Below are 25,575 nucleotides of genomic sequence, written 5' to 3'. Positions count from 1 at the left end.
TTGACCATGGCACGTTTGCTCGACTCCACCCCCAAACACGACGGCTTCCGTCTGCCCGGCGAATTTGAAGCCAAGTCCGGCTGCTGGCTGGGCTGGCCGGAACGCACCGATGTCTGGCGCAACGGCGCGAAACCGGCGCAGAAAGTCTGGGTGCAGATCGTCACCGCCATCTCCCACAGCGAACCGGTCACCGTGTGTGCGTCCGCCGCGCAATTCGCCACGGCGCGTCGGCAGTTGCCGCCGCAAGTGCGCGTGGTCGAGATGACCTGCAACGACACCTGGTTCCGCGATAGCGGCCCATGCTTTGTGGTCAACGATCAGAGCGGCGAAGTGCGTGGCGTCGACTTCGAATTCAATGCTTATGGCGGGCTCGACGGGGGCCTTTATTACCCGTGGGACAAGGACGACCAGATCGCCAGCAAGATCCTCGAAATCGAGCGTTTCGACCGCTACCGCGTACCACTGATTGCCGAGCTGGGCGGCATCCAGAGCGACGGCCAGGGCAGCATCCTCACCACCGAACAGTGTCTGCTCAACCGCAATCGCAACCAGCATCTGGGCAAGGACGAAGTTACCCGACGCCTGACCGATTACCTCGGTGCCGAGCAAGTGATCTGGCTGCCACGCGGCTGCAAGTTCGACGAAACCGATGGCCATGTCGATGACCTCGCCTGTTTCGTCCGTCCCGGTGAAGTGGTGCTGCAATGGACCGAAAACCGCGACGATCCGCAGTGGGAGATTTACCAAGAGGCCTACGACATCCTGCGCAGCACCCGCGACAGCCGAGGGCGCGAGCTGATCGTGCACAAACTGCCGCAACCGGATGTGCTGGAATGGACCGCCGAAGAAGCCGACGGCCTCGATCAGCAGGACAGCACCCACACCCGTCAGGCCGGCACGAAAATCTGCGCGTCGTACATCAACTACTACGCCGGTAATAGTTCGATCGTGGTGCCGTTGTTTGGTGATCGCAATGACAAGGTTGCCATGGCGACGTTGGCCGAACTGTTCCCGCAGCACAAGATCGTCGGCATCGAAAACTCCCGGGAAATCCTCCTCGGCGGCGGCAACGTCGCGTGCATCACCATGCCGCAATACGCCGGCCTGAAAAAAGGAGCCTGACCATGCGCCTGCACAAACTGACTCAAGCGTTATTGCTGGTGCTTGCACCCTTGTGTGTGCAGGCCGCCGACAGCGCGAAACCGGTAGTTAATCTGTACATCTGGGGCGAGTATCTGGCGCCGGATACGCTGAAGAATTTCGAGGCGCAAACCGGCATTCATGTGGTTGCCGATCACTTCGATTCACTGGAAACCGTCGAGACCAAACTACTTACCGGGCGCAGTGGCTACGACCTGGTGCTGACCGCCGGCCAGCATCTGTCGCGGGCCATCGAAAGCGGCGCGATCCAGCCGCTGGACAAGGCCCGGGTGCCACACTTTGCCGGGGTTGGCGAGGAGTTTCGCCAACACATGGCGGTGTTCGATCCGGGCAATCGCTACGCGGGGATTTACGCTTGGGGCACCACTGGCGTCGGCTATCAGGAAGAGGCGATCAAGCAGCGTTTGCCGGATGCGCCGACGGACAGTTGGGCGATGTTGTTCGATCCGGCGGTGGTGGCGAAATTCGCCGATTGCGGAGTGAGTCTGCTCAACGATCCCAACGAAGTATTCGCCGCTGTCATGAAGTACATGGGGCTGGACATCAATCGGCAGAACCTTGATGACTTGAAGCTTGCTGAACAGCAACTGGCGAAGATCCGGCCGTACATTCGTTACTTCGACAACGACCTGAACATCAGCGATCTGGCCAACGGTAATACGTGCGTGGCGATGTCGTGGAACGGTAATGTGGCGATCGCGGCGGGGCAGGCGGAAGCGGCGAAGAAGCCGTTCAAGTTGAGTTACCGGATTCCGAAAGAGGGCACGTTGATCTGGTTCGATGCCATGGTCGTGCCCAAGGACGCGCCGCATCCCCAGGCCGGGTTGGCGCTGATGGATTATTTGATGACGCCGCAGGTGATTGCGCCGATTACTGACACCATTCATTACGCCAATGCGATCACGGCGGCGGATGGTTTGGTCGATGCAGCGATTCGTAATGATCCGGGGACGTATCCCTCGGCCGACGTCAGGGCCACGCTGTACAGCAAGAATGACAATGGCAAGGCGTTCAATCGGGCTTTGATTCGGGCGTTCAGCCGATTGAAGTCCGGGTTGTGAAAAGCCGACCCTCACCCCAGCCCTCTCCCAGAGGGAGAGGGAGCCGACCGAGGCGTCTTGCGTTAAACATCGACCTGAAAAACCGAGTCGATTATGGATTTAAGTCTTGGCAATCATGGATTCACAGACGCTATTTCAAGTCGGCGCAAATCTCCAATATCCCCCAATCAGTCCCTCTACCTACGGGCGGTCCGACGTTTCGGGAGGGCTAGGGTGAGGGCGGTAGATTATGGGTTTGAAAAGTCTTGGCGTTCATGGATTCAAAGGCGCTATTTCAGGTCGACGTAAATCTCCAATCTCCCCCAATCAGCCCCCTCTCCCTCGGGGAGAGGGTTAGGGTGAGGGCGGTCGATTATGGGTTTGAAAAGTCTTGGCAATCATGGATTCACAGACGCTATTTCAAGTCGACGTAAATCTCCAATCTCCCCCAATCAGTCCCCTCTACCTCTGGGAGAGGGCTAGGGTGAGGGCAGTCGATTATGGGATTGAGAAGTCTTGGCGATCATGGATTCACAGACGCTATTTCACGTCGGCGTAAATCTCCAATCTCCCCCAATCAGTCCCCTCTACCTCTGGGAGAGGGCTAGGGTGAGGGCAGCAGTTTAGGCACCCGCCACAAATACCAGGCCGCCACCGTCCGATACGGCCGCCACCCCAACCCGATCTCAACCATCTGCCTGCGTGTCGGCTGCACCTCCAACCCCTTCAACCGCCGATAACCCTCGCGCACACCAAAGTCATCGGCCGGCAGAATATCCATGCGCTCCAGGCTGTAGATCAGCAACATCTCCACCGTCCAGCGACCGACCCCGCGCAAACCGACCAAACGTTCGATCAACGCCTCGTCATCCATCGCCAGCGCCGTGGCGTAATCCGGTACCACGCCATCCAGCGTCGCCTGAGCAATCCCCTGAATCGTCGCAATCTTGCCCGCCGAAAACCCGCAACTGCGCATTCGCTCGAAATCCGTCGCAAGGATCTCCTCGGGCCGCGGAAACGACTGCCCAGGAAACAGCCCCACCAACCGCCCGACAATCGCATCGCCAGCCTTGGCATGCAGTTGCTGATAAGCAATCGCCCGCACCAGCGACTCGTACGGATCACGCGACGGATGCGGTTGATGCAGGCACGGGCCGACCGCTGCGATATGTCGCTGCCAGTCCGCATCAAGCGCGGCCAGAAAGGCGCTGGCCGCTTGATAGGCATCAGGCATGTTATTTCAGCAAACCGTTGACTTCGCCGTAGCTGAACGCCTTGAGGTCATGGGTGTCGAGTTTGCCGCTGGCCAGAAAGCTTTTCACCAGCCCGCCCATCGCGCCATAGAGAAATTCGGCGATGCCGGAACCTGCGCTCAAGCGGCGCACGCCCAGCGTTTGCAGTTCTTCCGGTGAAGGCAGGCAAGCAAAGCCAAGCACGTTGACCGGCAGCGCAGAGCCCTTGCAGATGGCCTCGATTTCATAGGCCGACGTCACGCCCGCCGCGAACAATCCATCCGCTCCGGCCGCTTGATAGAGCGCCGCGCGGTGCAGGGTTTCGGCGACGCGATCCTCGGCCGGAACAAGGCTTTTCAGATAGACATCGGTGCGCGCATTGATGAACAGCTGCACATTGCGTTTGTTGGCAACCTGTCGCGCCACTTCGATCTTGCGCGCGAGCAGCTCCGGATCGGCAGAACCGTCCTCGATATTGATCCCCACGGCACCCGCTGCGATCACCGCATCGAGCACTTCTGCCACGCGCCCGAGGTCATCGGAATAGCCGGCCTCGACATCCACGGTCAACGGAATGCTGATCACCCGGGCGATCGATTCCACCGTCGACACCAGACGTTCGAGGGGCAGGGTGTTGCCGTCCGGATAACCGTGGGCCCAGGCCACCGCGGCGCTGCTGGTGGCCACGGCTTTACCGCCCAGGTGCTCGACCAGTCGCGCACCGGTGGCATCGGCGACGTTGGTCAGAATCAACAGGCCTTGCTGGTGCAACTGGTGAAACTGCGTAGCGAGCGCGTTCATCAAAAATCCTTCTTGTCAGTTGATTCGGTGGGTCAGAATGCCAGTTGTTGGGTGAGTTGCACGGCGGCGTTTTCCAGCCGCAGCAGAAACGCCTTGCGCGGCTGCCCACCACCATAGCCGGTCAGCGAGCCATCCGCGCCGATCACCCGATGGCAGGGCACCACGATCGACAGCCGATTGTGGCCGTTGGCCAGTCCGACCGCGCGACTGGCGCCGGGTTTGCCCAAACCGGCGGCGATGGCCCCGTAAGTGCTGGTGTGGCCGTAGGGGATTTGCAGTAACGCTGACCAGACCTGCCGGGCAAACTCGCTGCCGGGCAAGTGCAACGGCACAGTAAAGGTGTTCAGCTTGCCGGCGAAATACTGCACCAGTTGCTGCTCGATCTGCTGCAAATGCGCGTTGTGCCCCGGCGCGACTGCGTAGCCATAGCGATTTTGCAGCTCCTCGACTTCGCGGGTCAGCGCCGGGCGATCGAGAAACTCCAGTAACACCAGTCCACGGCGTTCGGCCATGGCGATCATCGGCCCCAGCGGGGTGGTCAGCCGGGAGAACAGCAGCGGTTCACTCTGTTCGGCGCGGCCCGGGGTGATGTGGAAGGACTTCTGGAAGGCATCACGAAAGCCGCTGAGCGACTCATAACCCGAATCAAACGCGGCGTGATCAATCGAGGTGCCTTGCTTGATCCCGCCCAGCGCCATGCCCAGCCGGCGCGTGCGCAACCATGCGTGGAAGGTCATGCCGAAATGCTGCTTGAACCAGCGCCGCAGCTTCAGCGGCTCGATGCCTTCGGCGAGCAACTGCGCATCGCTCCAGCGCACCTCGGAATCGGCCTCCACGGCTTTAAGCAAACGCTGCACCCAGTCCGGCGCGATGGCCGCGGCGTCCAGCGGCTTGCAACGCAGGCAGGCGCGATAGCCGGCAGACATGCATTCGTCAGCATGGGCGAAGAACTCGACGTTCTCCGGTTTCGGTTTGCGCGCCGTGCAGCTGGGGCGGCAGAAGATCCCGGTGGTTTTCACGGCCGTGAAGAACACGCCTTCGTAGGCAGTGTCGCGTTCGAGCATGGCGCGAACCATTTCGGCGTGGGGCGGCAGGACAGCGGTTTGTATGTTCATGGGCTGAGAGTAAAACCAGTTTGTCGATGGCTCCACCGAAAAATCGACAGTGAATTTTCAAATCCCCTGAACTACCGTGTAGGAGCTGCCGCAGGCTGCGATCTTGATCGTTCCCACGCTCTGCGTGGGAATGCAGCCCGGGACGCTCCGCGTCCCAAAATCCCAGATCGCCGCTATCGGCAGCTCCTACCGTTCGTTGAGGTGTGCCCGATGCATCCGTTTTCCATTCAATATATCGATCACATCGTCCTGCGCGTCGCCGATCTGCAACGCAGCATCGACTTCTACAACCAGGTCTTCGGCGCCGAAGTGGTCAAACGCAACGAACCGCTGGGCCTGATCCACCTGCGCGCCGGCACTTCGATGATCGACCTCGTCGACCTGCAAGGTGAACTCGGTCGCAAGGGCGGCGGGGCGGCCGGGGCCGAGCGGCGTAACGTCGATCACTTTTGCCTGCGCATCGAACCGTTCGACGAAGCGGCGCTGATTGCACACCTGCAAACTTTCGGCCTGAGTGTGGCAAAAGCCGAGTCGCGCTTCGGCGCCGAGGGCAAAGGCCTGTCGCTGTACTGCTTCGACCCGGATGGCAATCAGGTCGAACTCAAAGGCCCGTCGGATGCTTAAGCGCGTTTGGCCATCAACAGCGCCGAAGCCGCTGCCGACAGCAAACCCGCGCAGCAACGATTGAATATCCGCTTGCCGCGCGGCTCGGCGAACCAGCGGCGCATGTGCAGGCCCATCCACGCGTAGGCGCTGATGGCGATCCACTCCAGCAACAGAAACAGCACGCCCAGTACGGCAAATTGCGCCGGCATCGGGCGCGTCGGGTCGACGAACTGCGGCAGAAACGCGGTAAACAACAGGATCGCCTTCGGATTGCCCGCCGCCACCAGAAACTCCTGCCGCGCCAACGCAAAGAAACCAACGGTCGCGCCCGTTACCTGCTGCTCGGCCTCCGGATTGGCCCGCCACAACTGCCAGGCCAGATACAACAGATACGCCGCGCCAATGATCTTGATCGCATGGAACAGCCATTCCGACGTCTGCAACACCACCGACAGACCCGCGCCTGCCAGCGCAATCATCCCGGCGAACGCCAGAATCCGCCCGATACCCGCCGTGCAGGCGCGGCGAAAGCCATAACGCGTGGCGTTGCTGACCGACAGCAGATTGTTCGGCCCGGGGGCCATGTTCAGGGCGAAGCAGGCTGGGAGAAACAGGGTGAGGGTGGCGAGATCCATGACGGCACTCCAGTAACGAGAACGATATTTTTATCACAGCCCCCACGCGCCCAGACCCATACAGTCACGCAGCGCTGTCGCGGTACAGCGCCCGGCGCTGTTGGGCATCGCGGTCGAACTTTTTGCAGATGCCTTCACTCTGTATCAGTCATAGGGTGATGGTTTCGTCAGAAAAAACTATCCATCCGGTCAGAAACGGCGATAGCCGTGTAAGATTTCGCCGACGTTGTACCCACCCCCGTTTGGCCCCAGGCGGCCCCACCAAGAGCGATCTACATGCAAGCAAAGGCCCGTGAAGTTTATGTGCCACCGGTGCTGCAAGATCTGCGGGCCGGCACTGCCGAGCTGCACATCGCGCTGGAAAAACGCCTTCCTTTTTTCTCCCATACCCTCGATACCCAGGCTTTTGTGCGGTTGATGCAGGCCTATCACGGCTTCTATTCACCGCTGGAAAACGCGCTGCAACAGAGCAATGCAGTCCCGGCCGATTTTGATCTGGTGCCCCGTCTTAAAGCACAAACACTATTCACCGATTTGCAGGCGCTTGGCGTATCTGCCGAAGCGTTGCAAGGCCTGCCGCAGTGCGAGCAATTGCCGATCATCGACTCAAGCGCTGCCTGCCTTGGCGTGCTCTACGTCCTCGAGGGTGCAACGCTCGGCGGGCAGATTCTGCGCCGGGAAATCTCTTCACGATTAGGCCTGGAAGCCAATAACGGCGCGGCCTTTCTCGATATCTACGGCGCCGCCACGGGCCGGCGCTGGCGCGACTTCATTGAATACCTCGGTAGTCGGCCAATGAGCGCCGCCGAGCGCGCCGCTGTCGTCACGGCAGCACAAACCACATTCAGCTGTTTCGAGCACTGGCTCGAAAGCCGGGAGGTACTGGCATGAACCCGCAAGACAAACAAGACTTTGAAGAACTGCTGGCCAACTGTGCCGACGAGCCGATTCGTTTCCCCGGTGCGATCCAGCCCCACGGTTTGCTGTTGACCCTGAGCGAGCCTGAACTGGCGATCATTCAGGTCAGCGCCAACGTCGAAACCCTGCTGGCCCGGGAGCCGCAAAGCCTGATCGGCCAGCCGCTGGAAAGCCTGATCGGCGATGACGAAGCGGCGCAAGTGCGCGAAGCCTTGCTGCAACCGTCGCTGTCCGACTTGCAGCCGCTGCGCTTCAAGCTCAACGGCACCGCGTTCGAGGGTCTGCTGCATCGGCATCAGGGCGTGCTCATTCTGGAGCTGGAAATCCACGTCGAGAACTTCCAGCCACGCAACGTCGCCGGCAACCAGACGCATCTGGGGCGCATGCTCCAGCGTCTGCAAGCGGCCACCACGTTGCAGGCGCTGTACGACATCAGCGTCAAGGAAATCCAGGCCGTGACCGGTTACGATCGGGTGCTGATCTATCGTTTCGAGGAGGAGGGCCACGGTCAGGTCATCGCCGAAGCCTCCGACCCGTCGATGGAAGTGTTCAATGGCCTGTTTTTCCCGGCATCGGATATTCCCGAACAGGCGCGCGAGCTGTATCGCACTAACTGGCTGCGGATCATCCCCAATGCCGACTACCAACCGGTGCCGCTGCTGCCAAAGCTGCGCCCGGACACTGACACGCCGCTGGATCTGAGTTTTGCCACGCTGCGCAGCGTTTCGCCGATCCATTGTCAGTACATGAAGAACATGGGCGTGCTGTCGTCGATGAGCATTTCCCTGCTCAAGGGCGACAAGCTCTGGGGCCTGATCAGTTGCGGCAATCGCCAGCCACTGCACGTGCCGCACGAATTGCGCGCGGCGTGCCAGACCATCGGCCAGGTACTGTCGCTACAGATCAGCGCCATGGAAGCACTGGAAATCAGCCGCCAGCGTGAAGAGAAAGTCGAGGCCTTGGCGTTACTCAATCAAGCGATGATCGACTCGCCGCAGAACGTCTTCGACGGTCTGGCCAACCAGCCGCAGACCTTGATGGCGCTGACCAATGCCGGCGGTATTGCAATCATCGAAGACAAGCAGCTGCACCGCTACGGCAATTGCCCGGAGCCGGAAGAAATCCGCGCGTTGCACAAGTGGCTGCAGGACAGCGGCGAAGCGGTGTTTGCCAGTCATCACCTGGCCAGCGTCTACCCGCCGGCCGCGCAGTATCAGCAGGTGGCCAGCGGCGTGCTCGCCATGAGCCTGCCGAAACCGGTGGATAACGGCGTGTTCTGGTTTCGCCCCGAGGTCAAGGAAAACATCAATTGGAGCGGCGATCCGCGCAAGCCGCTGGACCTGGAAAACTCCGACGCCGGCCTGCGTTTGCGCCCGCGCACCTCGTTTGAAATCTGGAAGGTCGAGATGGCCGGGATCTCCACCAAGTGGAGCCACGGTGATCTGTTCGCCGCCAACGATCTACGGCGTTCGGCACTGGAAAATGATCTGGCGCGGCAAGTGCGCCGCGAGCAGGAAGCGGTGCGCGCCCGCGATGAGCTGGTGGCGGTGGTGTCGCACGATCTGCGCAACCCGATGACGGTGATTTCGATGCTTTGCGGCATGATGCAGAAGGCCTTCAGCTCGGACGGCCCGCACACATCGCGGCGCATTTCCACGGCGATCGACACCATGCAACAGGCTGCCGGACGCATGAATACGCTGCTGGAGGACTTGCTCGATACCTCGAAAATCGATGCCGGACGCTACTCCATCACCCCGCAGAAACTTGACGTCGGGCAGATGTTCGAGGAAGCGCAGGCGCTGCTCGCGCCGCTGGCGCTGGACAAGGACATCAGCATTTCCTTCGACGCCGATCCTGACCTGCGCATTCACGCCGACCCGGAGCGGCTGTTTCAGGTGCTGTCGAATCTGGTCGGCAACGCGATCAAATTCACCCCGCGCCTGGGCAGGGTGGGTGTGCATGCCACCTCCGTCGGCAATGACATCGTCTTCACTGTTCGCGATAGCGGCGAAGGCATTCCCAAGGAGCATCTGCCGCACGTGTTCGACCGTTACTGGACAGTGAAAGAAGGCAACCCGACCGGCACCGGCCTTGGTTTGTACATCACCCAAGGCATCGTCGAAGCCCACGGCGGGCGGATCTTCGCCGAGAGCGAACCGGGGCAGGGCAGCGAATTCCGCTTCACCGTGCCACGTTTGGACTGAGCGTCGATTTTCATGTGGGAGCGAGCCTGCTCGCGAATGGGATTGTTCTGTCAATGCAGCATTGAATGATCCACCGCTTTCGCGAGCAGGCTCGCTCCCACAGGGGATTTGTGTCGTCAGGGGCATTTTCTTCAATACCGGGGAACGGGCGCTGGCTAGGGTGTGCACCTTGTTCCTCGATTTGAAGCAGGTGTGCGATGAGTCTGATTGTTTCCATGGCGGCGTTTGCGTTGGCGGCGTCGATCACGCCGGGACCGGTGAACATTGTCGCGTTGAGCTCCGGGGCGCAGTTCGGTTTTCGCGCCAGTCAGCGGCATGTTGCCGGGGCCACGTTGGGGTTTGTGCTGTTACTGGTGTTGATGGGCCTGGGTTTGCATGAAGTGCTGAAATTCTGGCCGTTCATGACCCGCGTGGTGCAACTGGCGGGCGTGGCATTTCTGTTGTTCATGGCGTGGAAGCTGGCCATGGATGACGGGCAGCTGAGTGCCGGGGATTCCGGGCGGGCGCCGTCGATGCTGTATGGCGCGGTGATGCAATGGCTCAACCCGAAAGCCTGGCTGGCGTGTGTCGCGGGCATGGGCGCGTTTGTCGCTGATGGCGAGGCGCGGCTGGTCTGGCAGTTTGCGGCGGTGTATCTGGTGATCTGTTATCTGTCGGTGGGCTGCTGGGCGTATGCCGGGACGTTTTTGCGTGGGTATTTGAGTAATGCGGCGGGGATGCGTTGGTTCAATCGGGTGATGGCAGCATTGTTGGCCGTCAGTGCGATATACCTGCTGTTACCGTAAACCCTGTAGGAGTGAGCCTGCTCGCGATAGCGGCGTATCAGTCAATATAGATGTCGACTGATACGCCGCTATCGCGAGCAGGCTCACTCCTACAATGGATCGCGGGTAGCCGAGAGATTGTTCGTCACTTTCCGGAGCTAGTTGAACGGCTGCTGAAAAGCGCCTCCCTCAATGTGATAAACCTTCGGCTCGTCCGAAAAATACTCCTCCAGGCCCAGCATGAACAGCCGGTGGTCCCCACTCGCTTCAAACCCCGGCGTGTGATCCTCAAGGGACTGCCAGCGCACAATCAGATTGAACACCTCAGGCGTTTCGATGCCTTGCGCGAGCATGTGGCCGCCGTAACCCTTGGCGCGTTTGAGCAACGGCTCGACCTCGGCAAACGCACGCCGAAACGCCGCAGTTTGTTCTTTGTGAACGGGCAGTAAAGCGATCTCATAAATCATGGTGTTCTCCTTGCACTGAGTTCAGCGATTGGCGAGTTCGGACGACGGCGCGACAGCAATCGCGATCTTCCCTTGGACGCCGTTGTTGGGCGTTTCCAGCCGGGTATGGGCGAGGCCGATGTCGGCCAGCGGATAGACCGCGCCAACGTGCGGACGCAACTGACCGTTCGCGATCAATGCGCTCAGTTCATCGAGTTTGCCGCGGTTTTGCCGGGTGAACACGAAGTGGTAGCTGGCGTTCTTGCCCCAGGCCTGAATCAGGTTTTGCGGCTGGGCAAGGTCGACGATCGATACCACGCGGCCAAGCTGTGCGAGGGCGTCCGGGCTGCGTGTCAGGGTATTGCCGCCGATGGTGTCGAACACCACATCGACGCCGCGACCAGCGGTTTCGCGCAGGATCGCCTCGACGTAATCTTCCTTTTCGTAGTCGATCAGCACATCGGCACCCATGCGCCGGGCGAACTCGAAATTGCCTTCACGCACGGTGGTGAAGACCTTCGCGCCGATGGCTTTGGCCAGCTGGATTGCGACATGACCGACGCCACCCGCGCCGCCGTGAATCAGAATGCTTTCACCGACTCTGAGCGCCGCCCGCACGACCAGCGCTTCCCACGCCGTGCCGCCGACCAGGCTCAGGCTCGCCGCTTCAAGATGGCTCAGTGCGGGCGGCTTCCTGGCGATAATATTTTCCGCCGCGACGTGGTACTCGGCGTAACTGCCTGGCCCGCCGAAAATCTGCGGGGTGTACCAGACTTCGTCACCCGGCGCGAAAGCCGTCACCCCCGGTCCGACGGCTTCGACAACGCCAGAAACGTCGTGACCGGTAATGGCGGGGAGGGGCACCAGATCGGCATAGTCGCCACGGCGAACCTGATAATCCAGCGGGTTAATGGAAGTGGCGTGCACCCGCACCAGCACTTCGCCGGCTTGTGGCACTGGTTTGGGCACTTCACAAAGTTCGAACGATTGCGCGCCGCCAAATGAAGTAAGGATCATCGCTTTCATTGCATTGCCTCGTTTCGGTAAAAAGGGATATCGGGAAATCTCGATATCGTGGGGTAAAAAATTACAGCTCGCTGCCGATGATCTCGGCCAGCGCACTGATCGCTGCTTCGTTGCGTTTGTAATAGGTCCATTGGCCGATGCGCCTGACTTCCACCAGGCCGGCGCGTTGCAGCGTCGCCAGATAATCAGACACCGTCGACTGCGACAGCCCGACGCCTTCCTGAATACTGCTGACGCAAACGCCCACGGTGTGCACGTCACCCTCATCCTGGGGAGGAAAGTGTTTCTCGGGATCCTTCAGGCCTTTGAGGATTTCCAGGCGTGTGCGGTTCGAGAGGGCTTTGAAGATTTCGAGTAGTTCCATGTCGCGACGATATCGGAATTTACCGATATGTCAATATCTGAATGTGAAACCGATCAGGCAATCACTCTGACCCTGTGGGAGCAGGCTCGCTCCCACAGGGGAGGTGTTGAGTTTCAGATGACGTGTCAGCCGCGATATTGGCCGGGTGTCGCCGCCAGATGTTGCTTGAACGCTCGCTGAAAATGCGCCTGATCGGCAAACCCGGCCTCAAGCGCCACATCAGCGATCAACTCCCCGCTGCGCAAACGCTCGCGGGCGAACTGGATGCGCTGGTTGACCAGAAACGCGTGGGGCGTCATGCCGTAATGCTGTTTGAAAGCGCGGATCAGGTAGGACGGTGACAGCTGTGCCGCGGCGCAGATGTCGTCGAGGTTCAGCACTTCGGTGCAGTGCTCGCGGATGAAGTCAGCCGCGCGTTCCAGTTTGAAATTCGGCTCGCGCAACGACGGTCCGGCAGGGTTGAGGCGCAGTTGCAGATCGCTGAAAAACTCCACCGCAGCGCTTTGCTTGCGCAGCACATCCTGTTGCGAATCGACTAACGTTTGATACAGCCCGTTCAGTTCTTTGAACAGCGCAGCGTCATCAAGGTGTGTGGTGGAAAAGCGCCGAAACTCAAGATCACTGGCAAAGCCCAACTGATGCTGCAGATCCGTCAGCCAAGGCGTCTCGACATACAGCATCACATACGACCACGGCTGATCATCGATCGGATTGCACGCATGCACATCGCCGGGATTCATCAGCACCACCGTGCCCGCCGCGACCTCGAACTGCGTCTGCTCATGCACATAGCTGCTGCGCCCGGCGGTGATCGCACCGATGGAGAAATGCGCGTGGGAATGCCGCGCATAGCAGACCTCGCGGCCATCGGCGATGGCCCGCGCTTCAATGAATGGTAGCGCCGCGTCGCGCCAGAAGCGCGGGGCCTTTTCAGGGTTTTTGGCGGCAGCGTGTTTCATCGTTGTTATTCCCGGCAGGCCAGTGCGCCAGTGTATTAGCTCTGGCTGGCAAAGGCCCGTTCGAGTTCGGCAATGTCGAGTTTTTTCATCGTGAACATGGCCTGCATGGCGCGCTGCGATTTGCTGGTGTCGGCATCCAGCATCATCTGCATGAACGCCACCGGGACGATCTGCCATGACACCCCGAACTTGTCCTTGAGCCAGCCGCATTGCTGGGCTTCGACAGGGCCACCCTCGGACAGATTGCCCCAGAAATGGTCGACTTCTTCCTGATTCTGGCAGTTGACCTGAAACGAGATCGCCTCGCTGAATTTGAACATCGGCCCACCGTTGAGCCCGGTGAAGGTCTGGCCGTCGAGCTCGAAACTGACGGTCATCACCGCACCTTCCGGCTTGCCGTGAAATTCCTGGCCGACCTTGCTGTAGTGGGTCAGGCCGGTGATTTTCGCGTGATCGAAGATCGAGCAGTAAAACTTCGCGGCGGCTTCGGCCTGATCGTCGAACCACAGGCAGGGCGTGAGTTTCTGAAAGCGTTGCATGGCAGTCATCCTCGGCAGGTTAGACACGCTGGATTAACAGCGTAGTCAGTCCTTGGTCGATTGCCGGTGCCGTAGATCGACAAGTTGCCGTGTGTCAGAAATCCCAGCGCGCGGACAGTTGCAGGTTGCGCGGTTCGCCGTAGAAACCGGTGCCGAAGTTGCCAAGGCCCGTGTAGTAGCTCTTGTCGAAGAGGTTCTTGATGTTGAGCGAAGTGCTCAGGTGCTCGTTGAAGCGATAGCGCGCCATCGCATCGACCAGGTAGTAACTGTCCTGCGTGATGCGCACGTTCTGGTTGGCGCCGGGCTGGAATACGTCGCCGAAGAATTCGCTCTGCCAACTGACACCGCCGCCCAGGGTGAGGTTTTGCCAGACGCCGGGGAGGCGATAGCTGCTGAACACCCGCACCAATTGCTCGGGCGCGGTGGTTTGTAGAATCGAGGCGTACACCGGATCACCTTTGGCATCGCGGGTGTGGTTGTAGGCGTAGCCGGCGGAGAGATTCCAGCCGTCGGCGATTTCACCGGCCAGTTCGAACTCGAAGCCCTTGGTCGTCGCGCCTTGCACGGCGCGGTACACCGCTTGATTGTCGAAGCCGCTGACCTGTTCGGCGACGTTGTCCTGCTCGATGCGGAACACGGCGAAACTGGCGTTGAGCCGTCCGTCGAAGTACTCGGCTTTGATCCCCGCTTCGTAGCTGTCGCCTTGCACCGGGTCGAGTATCTGGCCCGTGGCGTCCTTGCTCAGTTGCGGTTGATAAATGCGCGTGTAACTGGTGTAGAGCGAGTAGGTGTCATCGAGGTCGTAGACCGCGCCGGCATACGGCGTGACCACCCCGGTCTGGCGGTAGCCGTCGCGGACATTGGTCGTATTCGGGTCGCTGTAGTCGAGGTGATCGCTGGCGCTGAAATCGCTGATCCGTCCGCCGAGAATCAGCGCCAGATCGTCGCTGGCCATGAAGCGGCTCGAGAGGTACGCGCCGGTCTGGTGCTGACGGATGGCGTCCGTGCCAATCTGCGGGATATCCGGTTTGGCGAACTCGCCATGCCAGTCGAAAATACTGGCGTTCAGCGGCGGGTACACCGAGCCGTAGACCGGGTTGTTTTGACGGGTGTTCATCGCCATGAAACCGACAAGTAATTGATGCTCGCGACCGAACAGGCTGAACGGCCCGCCGAGGTTGAGATCGACATTGTCTTGCACCTCGTCGCCCTTGAATTTACCCATGTACAGAAACATGCCATCGCCGCTCACCGGGTCCGGATTGCCGCCACTGGCCGAGCCGAGCAGGGTGTCGTGCTCGCGGTGTTTGCGGTCGTAGCTGATTTTCAACGCCCAGTCGTTTTGCAGTTGCCGGGTGACGGCGGCAAACAAGGTCTGGTTGATAAAGTCGCGGCGGCTCCAGTCTGTGGCCGGGTTGAACGAGCGCGAGAAATGCGTCCGCGAGCCGTCGCTGTAGAACATCGGGAAACCGGTCCAGGTGGCACCGCGTGAGCGGGTGTTCTGTTGATCGAAACCAACGGTCAACAGAGTGTCCGGGTTCAGATCGGCTTCGACGATGGCGTAGGCGATGTCCTTGCTGTTCTGGTAGTGATCGGCGTAAGCGCTGCGCTGCTGATGAACGCCGACGAAGCGGGCGCGCAGGTTGTTGTTCAGCGGCCCGGAGACATCGAACTCACTGCGGTAGTTGTCCCACGAACCGATGCTGCCGCTGAGTGAGGCTTTGAACGCGGGGGTAGGGCGTTTGCGGATCAGGTTGACCGTGGCCGACGGGTCGCCCGAGCCGGTCATCAAACCCGAGGCACCCTTGATGATTTCGACGCGGTCGAAGATCGCCATATCGGTGCTGGTGGTGCCGTAATCGTAGACGCCGTCGTAATCGGTGTTGACGCCGTCGTACTGGAAATTGGTGATCGGTGCACCACGGCTGGAAAATTCCCAACGCTCGCTGTCGTAGTTCTGCACGCTGATGCCCGGCGCGCGGCGCAACACGTCGGCGATACCGTTGGCGCCCTGATCGTCGAGTTGCTGACGGGTGATCACCGTGACCGATTGCGGGGTCTCGCGCAGGGACAGCGGCAGGCCGGTGGCGGAGGCGCTGAGGCCGGTGGTGTAGGCGTGAGTGTCTTCGGTGATGGCGCCGAGGGTTTTGCCGCTGATGGTGGTGGCGTCCAGTTGCAGCGGATCCGCAGTGGCTATGCTGCGCAGGACATAACCGCCGCCGCTCAGGCGCTGCGTTTGCAGGCCGCTGCCCTTGAGGAGGATTTGCAAGGCCTGTTGCGGGGTGTAATCACCGCTCATACCGGCGCTGCGTTTGTCTGCCGCCAGATCATTGTGCCCGGCGATAAACACGCCGCTCTGCTCGGCGAAATGGTTGAGCACTGTGACCAATGAGCCGGGAGCCACTACGTAATGCTGCTTCTGCACATCTGCCAGCGCCATCGACACGCACAACCCCGGCACGGCAGATGCCATGGCCAGAGCAAAACGACAGCGGGCGAGGGTGGCGCGCAACATGGAATTTCCGGGGGCAATCAACGAAATGAGGGCTGCTGAGGGTTAACCGAATGAACCCGCAAAAAGGGAACCGTGATGGGAGAAACCCTCAGGCTGTGGGTCCGACGCTGACCCACCAGTTGAAGGTTTTACTGATGCGGATCGGCAGTGCAGCTTCCAGCAGACGCAAGGCCTGATCGGTGTCCTTGAGCGGGAACGACCCCATCACCGGCAAGTTCGCCACCGTCGGATCACAATGCAGATGCCCCGGGCGATAGCGACTGAGTTCTTCGATCAGCTCGCCCAGCGGCAAGTTATCGGCCAGCAACACGCCGCGCCGCCAGGCTTCGCGGGATGAATCCGCTACGGTCCGGGTGTTCAAGCGGCCTGCGCTGAACACCAGTTGCTGACCAGCCTGCACCACTTGGCTTTCGCCTTGGTGGTTAGTGGCTTCAACCGCGCCCTCGTAGACATTCAGCAGCGTGTTGCGATCCGTCTGGCGCACGCTGAAACGCGTCCCCAGCGCACGCATCCGGCCCTGTTCGGTCTCGACCCAAAAGGCGCGACCAAGGTCTTTCGCGGTGTCGATCAGCACTTCGCCGGCGCGCAGTTGCAGCAAACGCTGGCGGGCATCGAAACGCACATTCAACGCGCTCAAGGCGTTGAGCCAGATTCGACTGCCATCACTTAACGTGGCTTCGCGGGTTTCCCCAGTGCCGGTGGAGAGGTCGGCGCTCAAGCGTTCTACCGAGTCCAGCAGCGGGGTGTTGCGCCCGACCGCCCAACCCGCGAGCCCGGTGGCCGCGAGAATCAGCAAGCCTTTAAGCGACTGACGGCGGCTGATCGAAGTGCGCGCGCTGTTGCGCAGGGTGTGGCTGACGGCTTCGCTTTCGCTCTGCAATGGCGCAAAACGCTGGCCGACCCGTTCGACATAGCGCCACGCCGCCTGATGCTCGGGACTTTGCGCCAGCCACGCCTGCCAACGCAGACGCTCAGGCTCGGCAACCTGCTCGTCATGCAATTGCACGTACCAGTTGGCCGCCTGCTCAAGGCTGGCGTGGCTGAGCGTATTCACCGGATTACTCAATCAGCAACCCGTCGAGTTCAGCTTCGAGGATCGCGCAATGCATCATCGCCTGCGCCAGGTACTTCTTGACCATCCGCTCGCTGACGCCGATCTGTGCGGCGATCAGTTTGTACGGCATGCCGTGCAGTTGGGCGAGGATGAACGCCTCGCTGACCCGTTGCGGCAAGCGCTGGAGCATGGCGTCCACTTCGTGCAGGGTTTCGACGATGATTGCCTGTTGCTCGGGGGAGGGCTGCAAGGCTGGCGGGCGGCTGGCGAGGGTGTCGAGCCAGGTCTGCTCGAGTTGCCGACGGCGCCAGTGATCGACGCACAACCCCCGGGCGATGGTCGCCAGATGGGAGCGCTCATGGACTTCGCCATTGAAGGCCTGCGGGCGCTTGAGCACGCGCACGAAGGTGTCGTGGGCGAGGTCGGCGGCATCCATCGCATTGCTCAGGCGTCGACGCAATAGCTCGTGCAGCCAGCGATGGTGGCTGAGGTAGAGATTGTGCACGAGCGAGGCATCGGCGACGGTCATTTGCGCAAGCGTCCAGGGCGACCGTTACCGGTCTAAATAAGAATGGGTCGCGATTAAAGCAAAAGGACGGGGAGTGCGCAAATGATATTGGTTTGCTTTTAGGTGGAGGGTTTTTGGTTTCTGGCTTGGCGTAGTCGTAATGACCAGTGATCCGCCACCTTGCTTGATTCGTGTGGGAGCAGCGTTCCCTGGATATTTGGTTAACGCAAAACCCTGTGGGAGCGAGCCTGCTCGCGAAGACGTTGGCACAGTCTGAATCTGTATTGCCTGACATACCGCTATCGCGAGCAGGCTCACTCCTACAATGGATGGTGGAAAATCTGGGAGCTCAGCGGCGCTCAGCCATCATCAGCAATGACTGTGGTACTCGGCTTTGCGGGTGTTGTGGCTCTTGCAGGCTGGCCAGTTGGAACCCGGCCATGTCCAGCGCATTAAGCCAGCTCGACAGTGTGCGGAAATACCAGGGCATCGGCTGCCACTGGCCTTTGAATCCGGCGAAGGTTTCTTCGCGCCAGCCATCCTGATAATCACCTGCCGCGACGGCCCATGGATGCAATGTCTGGATAACCAAAGCACCGCCAGGAATCAGCAACCCATTCATCGCGGCCAGCAGCGGAATAATGTCCTGATGCAGCAATGAGAAATTGGCGCAGATCAGGTCATAGTCACGGCCAATATCGACCTTGCCATCGACCAGCGCTTCATAGTTCGCGACATGCACTCGCGCCGCCCCCGCCAAACGTGCCGCCTCGATCAGCTGCGCATCGCCATCCACACCGACCGCATCAATCCCGCGATCCGCCAGCGCCCGCAACAACCAGCCTTCGCCGCAACCCAGATCCAGCACACGCTGCGGCTGCCGGCTCATGATCGCCAGCAGAATTGCCTGATCGGTAACCTGCTGACGGCTTTCGATGGCGCCGCTGCGGATCACTTCGATCCAGGCCTCAGCGTTGTCGTGCCAGCTCTGCAAAAGGCTGGATTCGGGGGAGGGCATGACGGTGTCCACTGTATCGAAAACCACAGTATGGACGTTGATCGCCAGGCGAGCCTTACGCGCACCAATCGCAACCCTAAACAGTGACGAATGCTCACGGCGATTTGGATAGTAAAGAAGGTGACTGTGCGGATCAGCACGATGGCTTGATGGGTTTTGCTCATCAAGCGACGGAGGGGCGAAGCGAAAGTGAGGGGCAGGTAACCCCTCACTCATTCGGTCTGGTGATTATTGCGGTACGCGCAGCTTGTCCAGCAGTCGATTGACCAACAGCTCGTTCAGCATGATCACCTGTTGCAGCGCCAGCAGCGGTTTGCGCTCCGGGCCGCCTATCGAGTTGGCGATGTTACCGGCCATGGAGTGGGCGTAGGAAAGCGACTCACAGGCTTCGACCAGCAGGGTTTCTTCATCCAGCGTGGGGTCGACTAGGTAGACGGGGCGAAATGGGGGCGAGCTTGGTGGAGCACCCAGTGCTTCGGGTCGCAGGTAGTAGTCGAGGGCGCGGTCGGTGGCTTCTTTGACCTTTTGCGGGTTAAGCGCGGGGTCGTGAGGGATTGGATCGGTGGGCGGTGGATTTGGCGTGATTTTGAACATAGATAAAGCTCCAATTTGAAAAAATGGGAGCCATCACCCTCGCTACCAAACGGCGGGTGGCGGCCATGCGCGGGTTGGTAGACCGGTCAAATTGGGTAACCCGGCGCTCACGGATGAGCCCCACGCATGCCCACCATACAAAGCCATACCTCAAAAAAAGGAGACAGCATCGACGGTGTCGCAACAACGACAATTTAAAGCGGGCTACCAAACCCGATCACTGTTCTGCAGTGACAAGCAAACGATATAGCCCGGCCCATAGCCGTGTAAGCCGGCGGATTCTGGCGTACGCGTAGGTAACGACGCAAGGTGTTGTAGGGAGGATGGCGTAACGGTTTGTGTGCTTTAAACGCGATAACCGGATGACGTTTACCAATGGGCATTACCGAGCAATGAGATCTAAATTCAGGAGTTTTACGGACTACAATTTTGGGTGTAATGACCTACAGATCTGCAAGAATCCGCCGACTTGTCTGCCTTGAAACAAGATCCTATCGTTTGCCGGTCAAAACTTAATCACTTAAGCTGGTCAGCATGAATACACAACCTTCGGAGGCTCCGATGGCCACCACCAGAAAGACCGACAAACCTGACAAGAAGGAAGTTCGTGATGAGCTGACATTCCTTGATGTTCGGCAAGCCGCGCGTGATGGGCAGAAAGTGTTCGATAAATTTGTGATCACTGGCAGGCTACCTATTACAAAGTAGGCCTGAATGCCAGCCATCAAGATTTCTGCGCTTTTTGAAAAAATCACTAACTGGCAAAACTTCGCTGCACATTTTTATAACTACAAGGTGTGCGGTGAATTACCCGGGATTTTCGGGCGTGACGAACGACTCGATCTGACCGATATGCACCATATCCACCTTGCCAGTACTTCGTCACTGCAAGCTCGATGGGCAAAAATAAATCGTCAGTATTACCGCACTGTATTGGTTGACGACGCTGATAATGACTTTTGGCTGATCTATGCCTATGACGCGTTTCGGGATGAATATCTGTTACTGACGGTCACCGGCCCGGATGCCCATAACCGAAGCGAGTGGAGCTCATTTCTGCGCAATGTGCATTGCCAGATTGTTGAGCCTTGGACGCTGGGCAGGATTGCCTTTCCCGATTTGGACGATCTGTAATTTGCAGTCGAGCAGAGGAGGTGTGACATGAATCGATTGACTGGCGGTTGCCTGTGCGGCGATGTCCGTTTCGAAGTGACAGGCCAGCCCTACCGAGTCGGCATCTGCCACTGCCTCGACTGCCGCAAACGCCATGGCGCGCTGTTCGGCACCTCGGCCATATTTCCCGAGGATGCGTTGAAGGTCACCGGCGAAACCCGCGACTACAACGGGCGCTTTTTCTGCCCGCGCTGCGGCTCTCCAGTGTTCGCGCGTTCGGCAGATGAAGTGGAGGTCAACGTCGGATCGCTCGATGAGCCTAATCAGTTCAAACCCACCTACGAACTCTGGACCATCCGCCGCGAGTCGTGGCTACCGGCGTTTCCACTGGCCCACCACTACGAGCGTGATCGCGAGAGCACGGAGCGTACAGAGGATTAGAGGGGGCAGAAAACTTCTGGGACTTGGAATGGAGTGACGATTTTTGGCATGTCACGTAGCCCCTGTGGGAGCGAGCTTGCTCGCGAAGGCGTCGTGTCAGTCGACATCAATATTGAAAGTAATGACGCTTTCGCGAGCAAGCTCGCTCCCACAGGGTGCAGTACATAAACTTACAGATCTTCACCGCGAATAAACGCCAGCAGATCCGCGTTGATCGTCTCGGCCTCCGTCGTCGGCATCCCGTGCGGGAATCCCGGATACGACTTCAACGTGCCATTGGGCAGTAACTTCGCCGACAACGGCCCCGAATCCGCATACGGCACAATCTGATCATCCTCGCCATGCATCACCAGCACCGGCACCGTGACCTTCTTCAAGTCCTCGGTGAAATCGGTCTGCGAAAACGCGACGATCCCGTCGTAATGCGCCTTCGCCCCCCCAATCATCCCTTGCCGCCACCAGTTGGCAATAATCCCCTCTGAAGGTGTGGCACCCGGCCGGTTGTAGCCATAAAAAGGCCCCGTCGGAATATCCCGATAGAACTGCGCGCGATTCGCCGCCAGTTGCGCCTGAAAGTCATCGAACACCGACTTCGGCAAGCCAGCCGGATTGCTCTCGGTCTGCACCATCAACGGCGGCACCGCACTGATCAGCACACCTTTGGCGACGTTGGCCTGACCATGCCGGGCGATGTAATGGATCACCTCACCGCCACCGGTCGAATGGCCAACATGCACGACGTTCTTCAGACCCAGATGATTGACCACCGCCAGCGTATCGTCGGCGTAATGATCCATATCGTGGCCATCCCAGACCTGACTCGAACGCCCATGCCCACGGCGATCATGGGCAACCACCCGGAAGCCTTTGCCGAGGAAAAACAGCATCTGCGCATCCCAATCGTCGGAACTGAGCGGCCAGCCGTGGTGGAAGTGGATCACCGGCGCGTCTTTCGGGCCCCAGTCCTTGTAGAAAATCTCGACGCCGTCTTTGCTGGTGACAAATCCCATGTTCGCAACTCCAGACCAATCTGATGGGTAACCCGCGCAGTCAGCGCGGACCGGTTTCGCTCATGACGAGTTTTCCACTGCGATGGCTCAGTGCGAGCCGTTATCAACTGTAGGATTAAAGTCGACATCTGCATGACCGGTGGTCGCAACGTCTGGCTTCGTGCGCAAATTAGGCTTTGCTGAAAGGGATAAGCCGAGGCGTGCGTAGGCATTGATGGCCACAGCGACGCCCCTTCAGAACACCGTGAGTCTGAGGAATTTCCCCGATGCTGACCTTGAATATCAATGGCAAGGATCAGGAGCTCGATGTCCCCGCGGACATGCCGTTGCTCTGGGTCCTGCGCGATGTCGCGCACCTGACCGGCACAAAATTCGGCTGCGGCATGGCCCAGTGCGGGGCCTGCACCGTGCACGTTGACGGCGCGCCATTGCGCGCCTGCATCACCCCCGCAACAGCGGTGGCCCACGGCCAGAAAATCCTCACCATCGAAGGTCTGTCCACCGACGGTTCACACCCGGTGCAACAAGCCTGGGCCGAACTCGACGTGGTGCAGTGCGGTTACTGCCAGTCGGGGCAGATCATGTCTGCGGCGGCACTGCTGGCGAAAATCCCCAAACCTACCGACAGCGATATCGATCAGGCGCTCTCCGGCAACATCTGCCGCTGCGGCACCTATCCCAGAATCCGCGCGGCTGTAAAACGTGCGTCGGAAATCGGCTGATGGCTTTTGTGGGAGATAGGCGATGAACAGTCCTGTATCGCGTCGGGGTTTTCTCAAAGGCAGTGCCGTGTTGGGCGGCGGGCTGGTGGTGGCGTTTGTCGTCCCCGGCGGGCACAAGTTTGCCTATGCGGCCGAAAATGAAGGCAAGGTTTTCGCGCCGAATGCGTTTTTGCGCATTGCCGCAGACAACAGCGTCACCGTGCTGCTCGGGCATTCGGAAATGGGGCAGGGCATCTGGACCGGCCTGACCATGCTGATTGCCGAGGAGCTGGACGCGGACTGGTCGAAAATCCGCGTTGAACACTCGCCAGCGTCAGCGGCGGATTACGGCATGCCGGGGTTTGGCGGCATGCAGATTACCGGCGGCTCGACGTCGACGTGGATGGAGTTCGACCGTTATCGACTGGCAGGCGCGACCGCTCGGCAGATGCTGGTCGAGGCGGCGGCGAAACGCTTTGAGGTGGCGCCATCGGCGATTCGCACCGAATCGGGCGTGGTGATCGCCGGCGACAAACGTGCGACTTATGGTGAGTTAGCGGACGCCGCCGGGCAACTGCCGGTGCCGGATCCGAAGTCGATCACCTTCAAGGAGGCCAAAGACTGGAGAGTCATTGGCAAACCAACCAAACGCCTCGATACGCCGGAGAAAATCACTGGCCGCGCCAAGTTCGGCATGGATGTGCAATTTGAAGGTTTGATGACGGCGATGGTCGCGCGCCCACCGGTATTCGGCGCCAGCGTTAAATCCTTCGAAGGGGCTGAAGCGCTGGCGGTGCCGGGCGTGCACAAAGTGCTGCAAGTGCCGACGGGCGTTGCGGTGATCGCTGATCATTACTGGGCGGCGAAACTGGGTCGCGATGCCTTGAAGATTGATTGGGATCTGGGCCCGCATGCCGATCTGAGCAGCGAAAAACTGCTGGAAAGTTTCCGCAAACTGGCCGCCACGCAAGGCACATCGGCGAGTCAGGCCGGTGATGCCAAGGGCAGTTTTGGTAAAGCGGCGAAGAAAATCGACGTCGAATACAGCGTGCCTTATCTGGCTCACGCGCCGATGGAGCCGCTCAACTGCACGGTGAAGATCAGCGCCGAGAAATGCGAAATCTGGACCGGCACGCAATTTCAGACGCTTGATCAAATGGTCGCCGGCAAGATCACCGGGCTGAAACCGGAGCAGGTGGAAATTCACACCGAATTCCTTGGCGGCGGTTTCGGGCGCCGGGCCAACCCAACGTCAGACTTTGTCGCCGAAGCCGTGCAAGTGGCGAAAGCCGCCGCCATGCCGGTGAAAACCGTGTGGTCACGTGAAGACGATATTCGCGGCGGTTATTACCGTTCGATGTTCCTGCATCAGGCGAAGATCGGCTTGGGCGCCGATGGTTTGCCGTCGAGTTGGCAACATGTGTTGGTCGGGCAGTCGATCATGACCGGCACGCTGATGGAGGCGACGATGGTCAAAAACGGCATCGACCCGACCTCGGTCGAAGGCGTTTCCGACAGCCCTTACGTCAAAGGCCTGGCCAATCATCAGGTCGATCTGCATTCGCCGCAAACCGGCATCAATGTGCTGTGGCTGCGCTCGGTGGGCCATAGCCACACCGGTTTCGTCATGGAATCGCTGATCGATGAAATGGCTACGGCGGCAGGAAAGGATCCGGTGGAGTACCGACGAACCTTGCTCAAGGATCATCCTCGGCATTTGGGCGTGCTCAATCTGGCGGTGGAGAAGGCCAACTGGAAAGCCCCGTTGCCGGACGGCCATGCGCTGGGGGTGGCGGTGCACGAGTCGTTCGGTAGTTATGTGGCGCAGGTTGCCGAGGTGTCGCAAGACAATCTGACGATTCGCGTGCACCGCGTGGTTTGTGCGGTGGACTGCGGGATTGCCGTGAATCCGCAGAGCATCGCCGCGCAGATGGAGTCGTGTATCACTTTCGGTCTGGGCATGGCGCTGCACAGCAAACTGACGCTCAAGGACGGCGCGGTCGTTCAGTCCAACTATCACGATTATCAGGTGCTGCGGCTTAACGAGATGCCGGTGGTGGAAGTGCACATCGTGCCCAGCAGCGACAAACCTGGCGGCATCGGCGAGGCCGGTGTGCCGCCGACTGCGCCAGCCGTGGCCAATGCGGTGTTCGCCCTGACCGGGCAGCGCCTGCGCGAGTTGCCGCTGCAACTGTCGGGGGTGTGAGATGAAACGACATCTAGTGTTGGGCACGGTGATTTTGCTGGGGCTGGGCGGTTATGCCTCGGACCTGTTTGCCGATGATCAGGAAGCGCTGAAAGCCTTCACCACGGTGCAGAAAGTCTTTCAGAGCCCGCGTTGCCAGAACTGTCATATTCCCGGGGATTCGCCGTTGCAGTTCGACGCTGGCATCCCCCACGCGATGAACGTGGTGCGCGGTATGGACGGCAAGGGTGCCGCCGGTTTGCCCTGTGCAACCTGCCATGCGGAAAACAATCCGCCGGCCAGTTACGGCCCGCATGCGCCGCCGGGCGCGCCGCACTGGAGCCTGCCGCCGGCGGCACACAAAATGGCCTGGATCGGCCTGCCACCGGACAAGCTCTGCGCGATGATCAAGGATCGCTCGAGCAATGGTGATCGCGACTTCGCTGCGCTGATCAAACACGTTAGCGAAGATAAATTGGTGCTGTGGGGCTGGAATCCCGGAGCAGGGCGCGCCCCGGTGCCGGTGCCGCACGATATTTTCGTTACGCAATTCAAACTGTGGGCCGATGCGGGCGGGCCTTGTCCGGTGGCGCAAATGTGAGCCATTGCCAAATTAGCGCTAC

General features: G+C 59.9%; 27 protein-coding genes. 12 read left to right on the top strand and 15 right to left on the bottom strand.

What is annotated here, in order from left to right:
• Positions 1–6: 6 nt before the first annotated feature.
• A complete protein-coding gene (gene aguA, locus VY732_RS17890; protein ID WP_331691353.1) occupies positions 7–1,122 on the top strand; it encodes an agmatine deiminase in 1,116 nt (371 codons plus the stop codon).
• Between the two features lie 2 nt (positions 1,123–1,124).
• Positions 1,125–2,222: an extracellular solute-binding protein gene (locus tag VY732_RS17885; RefSeq protein WP_331691352.1), complete on the top strand. Its 1,098-nt coding sequence runs from the start codon at positions 1,125–1,127 to the stop codon at positions 2,220–2,222.
• 583 nt (positions 2,223–2,805) lie between these two features.
• Here the strand turns inward: VY732_RS17885 and VY732_RS17880 are convergent.
• From VY732_RS17880 to VY732_RS17870, 3 genes are read right to left on the bottom strand one after another with little or no spacing between them, the layout of a single operon-like run.
• Entirely contained in the window at positions 2,806–3,435 is a 630-nt protein-coding gene (locus VY732_RS17880; protein ID WP_331691351.1) for a DNA-3-methyladenine glycosylase family protein, read from the bottom strand.
• A 1-nt stretch (position 3,436) separates the two neighbouring features.
• Positions 3,437–4,234, bottom strand: a complete 798-nt coding sequence (locus tag VY732_RS17875; RefSeq protein WP_331691350.1) for an isocitrate lyase/PEP mutase family protein — start codon at positions 4,232–4,234, stop codon at positions 3,437–3,439.
• A 32-nt stretch (positions 4,235–4,266) separates the two neighbouring features.
• Entirely contained in the window at positions 4,267–5,349 is a 1,083-nt protein-coding gene (locus VY732_RS17870; RefSeq protein WP_331691349.1) for a bifunctional transcriptional activator/DNA repair enzyme AdaA, read from the bottom strand.
• A 210-nt stretch (positions 5,350–5,559) separates the two neighbouring features.
• Here VY732_RS17870 and VY732_RS17865 point away from each other — a divergent pair, with 210 nt between their 5' ends.
• The gene (locus VY732_RS17865; protein ID WP_077572340.1) at positions 5,560–5,973 is read left to right on the top strand and encodes a VOC family protein; all 414 of its coding nucleotides are present in this window, start codon (positions 5,560–5,562) and stop codon (positions 5,971–5,973) included.
• Here the strand turns inward: VY732_RS17865 and VY732_RS17860 are convergent.
• The gene (locus VY732_RS17860; RefSeq protein ID WP_331691348.1) at positions 5,970–6,590 is read right to left on the bottom strand and encodes a LysE family translocator; all 621 of its coding nucleotides are present in this window, start codon (positions 6,588–6,590) and stop codon (positions 5,970–5,972) included. The two genes, VY732_RS17865 and VY732_RS17860, sit on opposite strands and share 4 nt — an antisense overlap.
• 276 nt (positions 6,591–6,866) lie before the next feature.
• Here VY732_RS17860 and VY732_RS17855 point away from each other — a divergent pair, with 276 nt between their 5' ends.
• The 3 genes from VY732_RS17855 (at position 6,867) to VY732_RS17845 (ending at position 10,500) form a co-directional block, all read left to right on the top strand.
• A complete protein-coding gene (locus VY732_RS17855) occupies positions 6,867–7,481 on the top strand; it encodes a biliverdin-producing heme oxygenase (protein ID WP_331691347.1) in 615 nt (204 codons plus the stop codon).
• The gene (locus tag VY732_RS17850; RefSeq protein ID WP_331691346.1) at positions 7,478–9,715 is read left to right on the top strand and encodes an ATP-binding protein; all 2,238 of its coding nucleotides are present in this window, start codon (positions 7,478–7,480) and stop codon (positions 9,713–9,715) included. The genes VY732_RS17855 and VY732_RS17850 overlap by 4 nt, the downstream gene beginning before the upstream one ends.
• Positions 9,716–9,912: 197 nt before the next feature.
• The gene (locus tag VY732_RS17845; RefSeq protein WP_331691345.1) at positions 9,913–10,500 is read left to right on the top strand and encodes a LysE family translocator; all 588 of its coding nucleotides are present in this window, start codon (positions 9,913–9,915) and stop codon (positions 10,498–10,500) included.
• Positions 10,501–10,637: 137 nt separating this feature from the next.
• Here VY732_RS17845 and VY732_RS17840 read toward each other — a convergent pair whose 3' ends face one another.
• From VY732_RS17840 to VY732_RS17795, 10 genes are all read right to left on the bottom strand, one after another.
• On the bottom strand, positions 10,638–10,946 hold the full coding sequence (locus VY732_RS17840) for an antibiotic biosynthesis monooxygenase family protein (RefSeq protein WP_331691344.1): 309 nt from the start codon (positions 10,944–10,946) through the stop codon (positions 10,638–10,640).
• A 21-nt stretch (positions 10,947–10,967) separates the two neighbouring features.
• A complete protein-coding gene (locus VY732_RS17835) occupies positions 10,968–11,951 on the bottom strand; it encodes a zinc-dependent alcohol dehydrogenase family protein (protein ID WP_331691343.1) in 984 nt (327 codons plus the stop codon).
• Positions 11,952–12,012: 61 nt separating this feature from the next.
• Entirely contained in the window at positions 12,013–12,315 is a 303-nt protein-coding gene (locus VY732_RS17830) for an ArsR/SmtB family transcription factor (RefSeq protein ID WP_077572353.1), read from the bottom strand.
• Between the two features lie 125 nt (positions 12,316–12,440).
• A complete protein-coding gene (locus tag VY732_RS17825) occupies positions 12,441–13,274 on the bottom strand; it encodes an AraC family transcriptional regulator (RefSeq protein ID WP_331691342.1) in 834 nt (277 codons plus the stop codon).
• A 35-nt stretch (positions 13,275–13,309) separates the two neighbouring features.
• Positions 13,310–13,813 (bottom strand): VOC family protein, encoded by a 504-nt coding sequence (locus VY732_RS17820; RefSeq protein WP_331691341.1) that lies wholly within the window; start codon positions 13,811–13,813, stop codon positions 13,310–13,312.
• Between the two features lie 94 nt (positions 13,814–13,907).
• A complete protein-coding gene (locus VY732_RS17815) occupies positions 13,908–16,328 on the bottom strand; it encodes a TonB-dependent siderophore receptor (RefSeq protein ID WP_331691340.1) in 2,421 nt (806 codons plus the stop codon).
• 88 nt (positions 16,329–16,416) lie between these two features.
• Positions 16,417–17,382: a FecR domain-containing protein gene (locus VY732_RS17810; protein ID WP_331691339.1), complete on the bottom strand. Its 966-nt coding sequence runs from the start codon at positions 17,380–17,382 to the stop codon at positions 16,417–16,419.
• Between the two features lie 4 nt (positions 17,383–17,386).
• On the bottom strand, positions 17,387–17,911 hold the full coding sequence (locus VY732_RS17805) for a sigma-70 family RNA polymerase sigma factor (protein ID WP_331691338.1): 525 nt from the start codon (positions 17,909–17,911) through the stop codon (positions 17,387–17,389).
• 328 nt (positions 17,912–18,239) lie between these two features.
• Entirely contained in the window at positions 18,240–18,908 is a 669-nt protein-coding gene (locus VY732_RS17800; protein WP_331691337.1) for a class I SAM-dependent methyltransferase, read from the bottom strand.
• Positions 18,909–19,136: 228 nt separating this feature from the next.
• Complete coding sequence (locus VY732_RS17795) at positions 19,137–19,502, bottom strand: DUF6124 family protein (protein WP_077572365.1); 366 nt, start codon at positions 19,500–19,502, stop codon at positions 19,137–19,139.
• A 561-nt stretch (positions 19,503–20,063) separates the two neighbouring features.
• Between VY732_RS17795 and VY732_RS17790 the strand changes: the two genes are divergently transcribed.
• From VY732_RS17790 to VY732_RS17780, 3 genes are read left to right on the top strand one after another with little or no spacing between them, the layout of a single operon-like run.
• Entirely contained in the window at positions 20,064–20,210 is a 147-nt protein-coding gene (locus VY732_RS17790) for a hypothetical protein (RefSeq protein ID WP_162835975.1), read from the top strand.
• A 6-nt stretch (positions 20,211–20,216) separates the two neighbouring features.
• On the top strand, positions 20,217–20,636 hold the full coding sequence (locus VY732_RS17785) for a type II toxin-antitoxin system YafO family toxin (RefSeq protein WP_212621680.1): 420 nt from the start codon (positions 20,217–20,219) through the stop codon (positions 20,634–20,636).
• Between the two features lie 27 nt (positions 20,637–20,663).
• Positions 20,664–21,056: a GFA family protein gene (locus tag VY732_RS17780; RefSeq protein ID WP_331691336.1), complete on the top strand. Its 393-nt coding sequence runs from the start codon at positions 20,664–20,666 to the stop codon at positions 21,054–21,056.
• 170 nt (positions 21,057–21,226) lie between these two features.
• Here the strand turns inward: VY732_RS17780 and VY732_RS17775 are convergent, their stop codons facing one another.
• Positions 21,227–22,066: an alpha/beta fold hydrolase gene (locus VY732_RS17775; RefSeq protein WP_331691335.1), complete on the bottom strand. Its 840-nt coding sequence runs from the start codon at positions 22,064–22,066 to the stop codon at positions 21,227–21,229.
• Positions 22,067–22,332: 266 nt separating this feature from the next.
• Here VY732_RS17775 and VY732_RS17770 point away from each other — a divergent pair, with 266 nt between their 5' ends.
• Genes VY732_RS17770 through VY732_RS17760 form a run of 3 tightly spaced genes read left to right on the top strand, consistent with a single transcriptional unit; the run spans position 22,333 to position 25,553 of the window.
• On the top strand, positions 22,333–22,788 hold the full coding sequence (locus VY732_RS17770; RefSeq protein WP_003224136.1) for a (2Fe-2S)-binding protein: 456 nt from the start codon (positions 22,333–22,335) through the stop codon (positions 22,786–22,788).
• Positions 22,789–22,810: 22 nt separating this feature from the next.
• Positions 22,811–24,973 (top strand): xanthine dehydrogenase family protein molybdopterin-binding subunit, encoded by a 2,163-nt coding sequence (locus VY732_RS17765; protein WP_331691334.1) that lies wholly within the window; start codon positions 22,811–22,813, stop codon positions 24,971–24,973.
• A gap of 1 nt (position 24,974) precedes the next feature.
• The gene (locus VY732_RS17760) at positions 24,975–25,553 is read left to right on the top strand and encodes a hypothetical protein (protein WP_160058415.1); all 579 of its coding nucleotides are present in this window, start codon (positions 24,975–24,977) and stop codon (positions 25,551–25,553) included.
• Positions 25,554–25,575 lie beyond the last annotated feature (22 nt).

Origin of the sequence: Pseudomonas sp. ZY71 (assembly GCF_036542145.1) — a bacterium.
Lineage (GTDB): Bacteria > Pseudomonadota > Gammaproteobacteria > Pseudomonadales > Pseudomonadaceae > Aquipseudomonas > Aquipseudomonas koreensis_A.
Note: the sequence above shows the minus strand (reverse complement) of the source record. Positions and strands in the feature narration are given on the sequence as shown.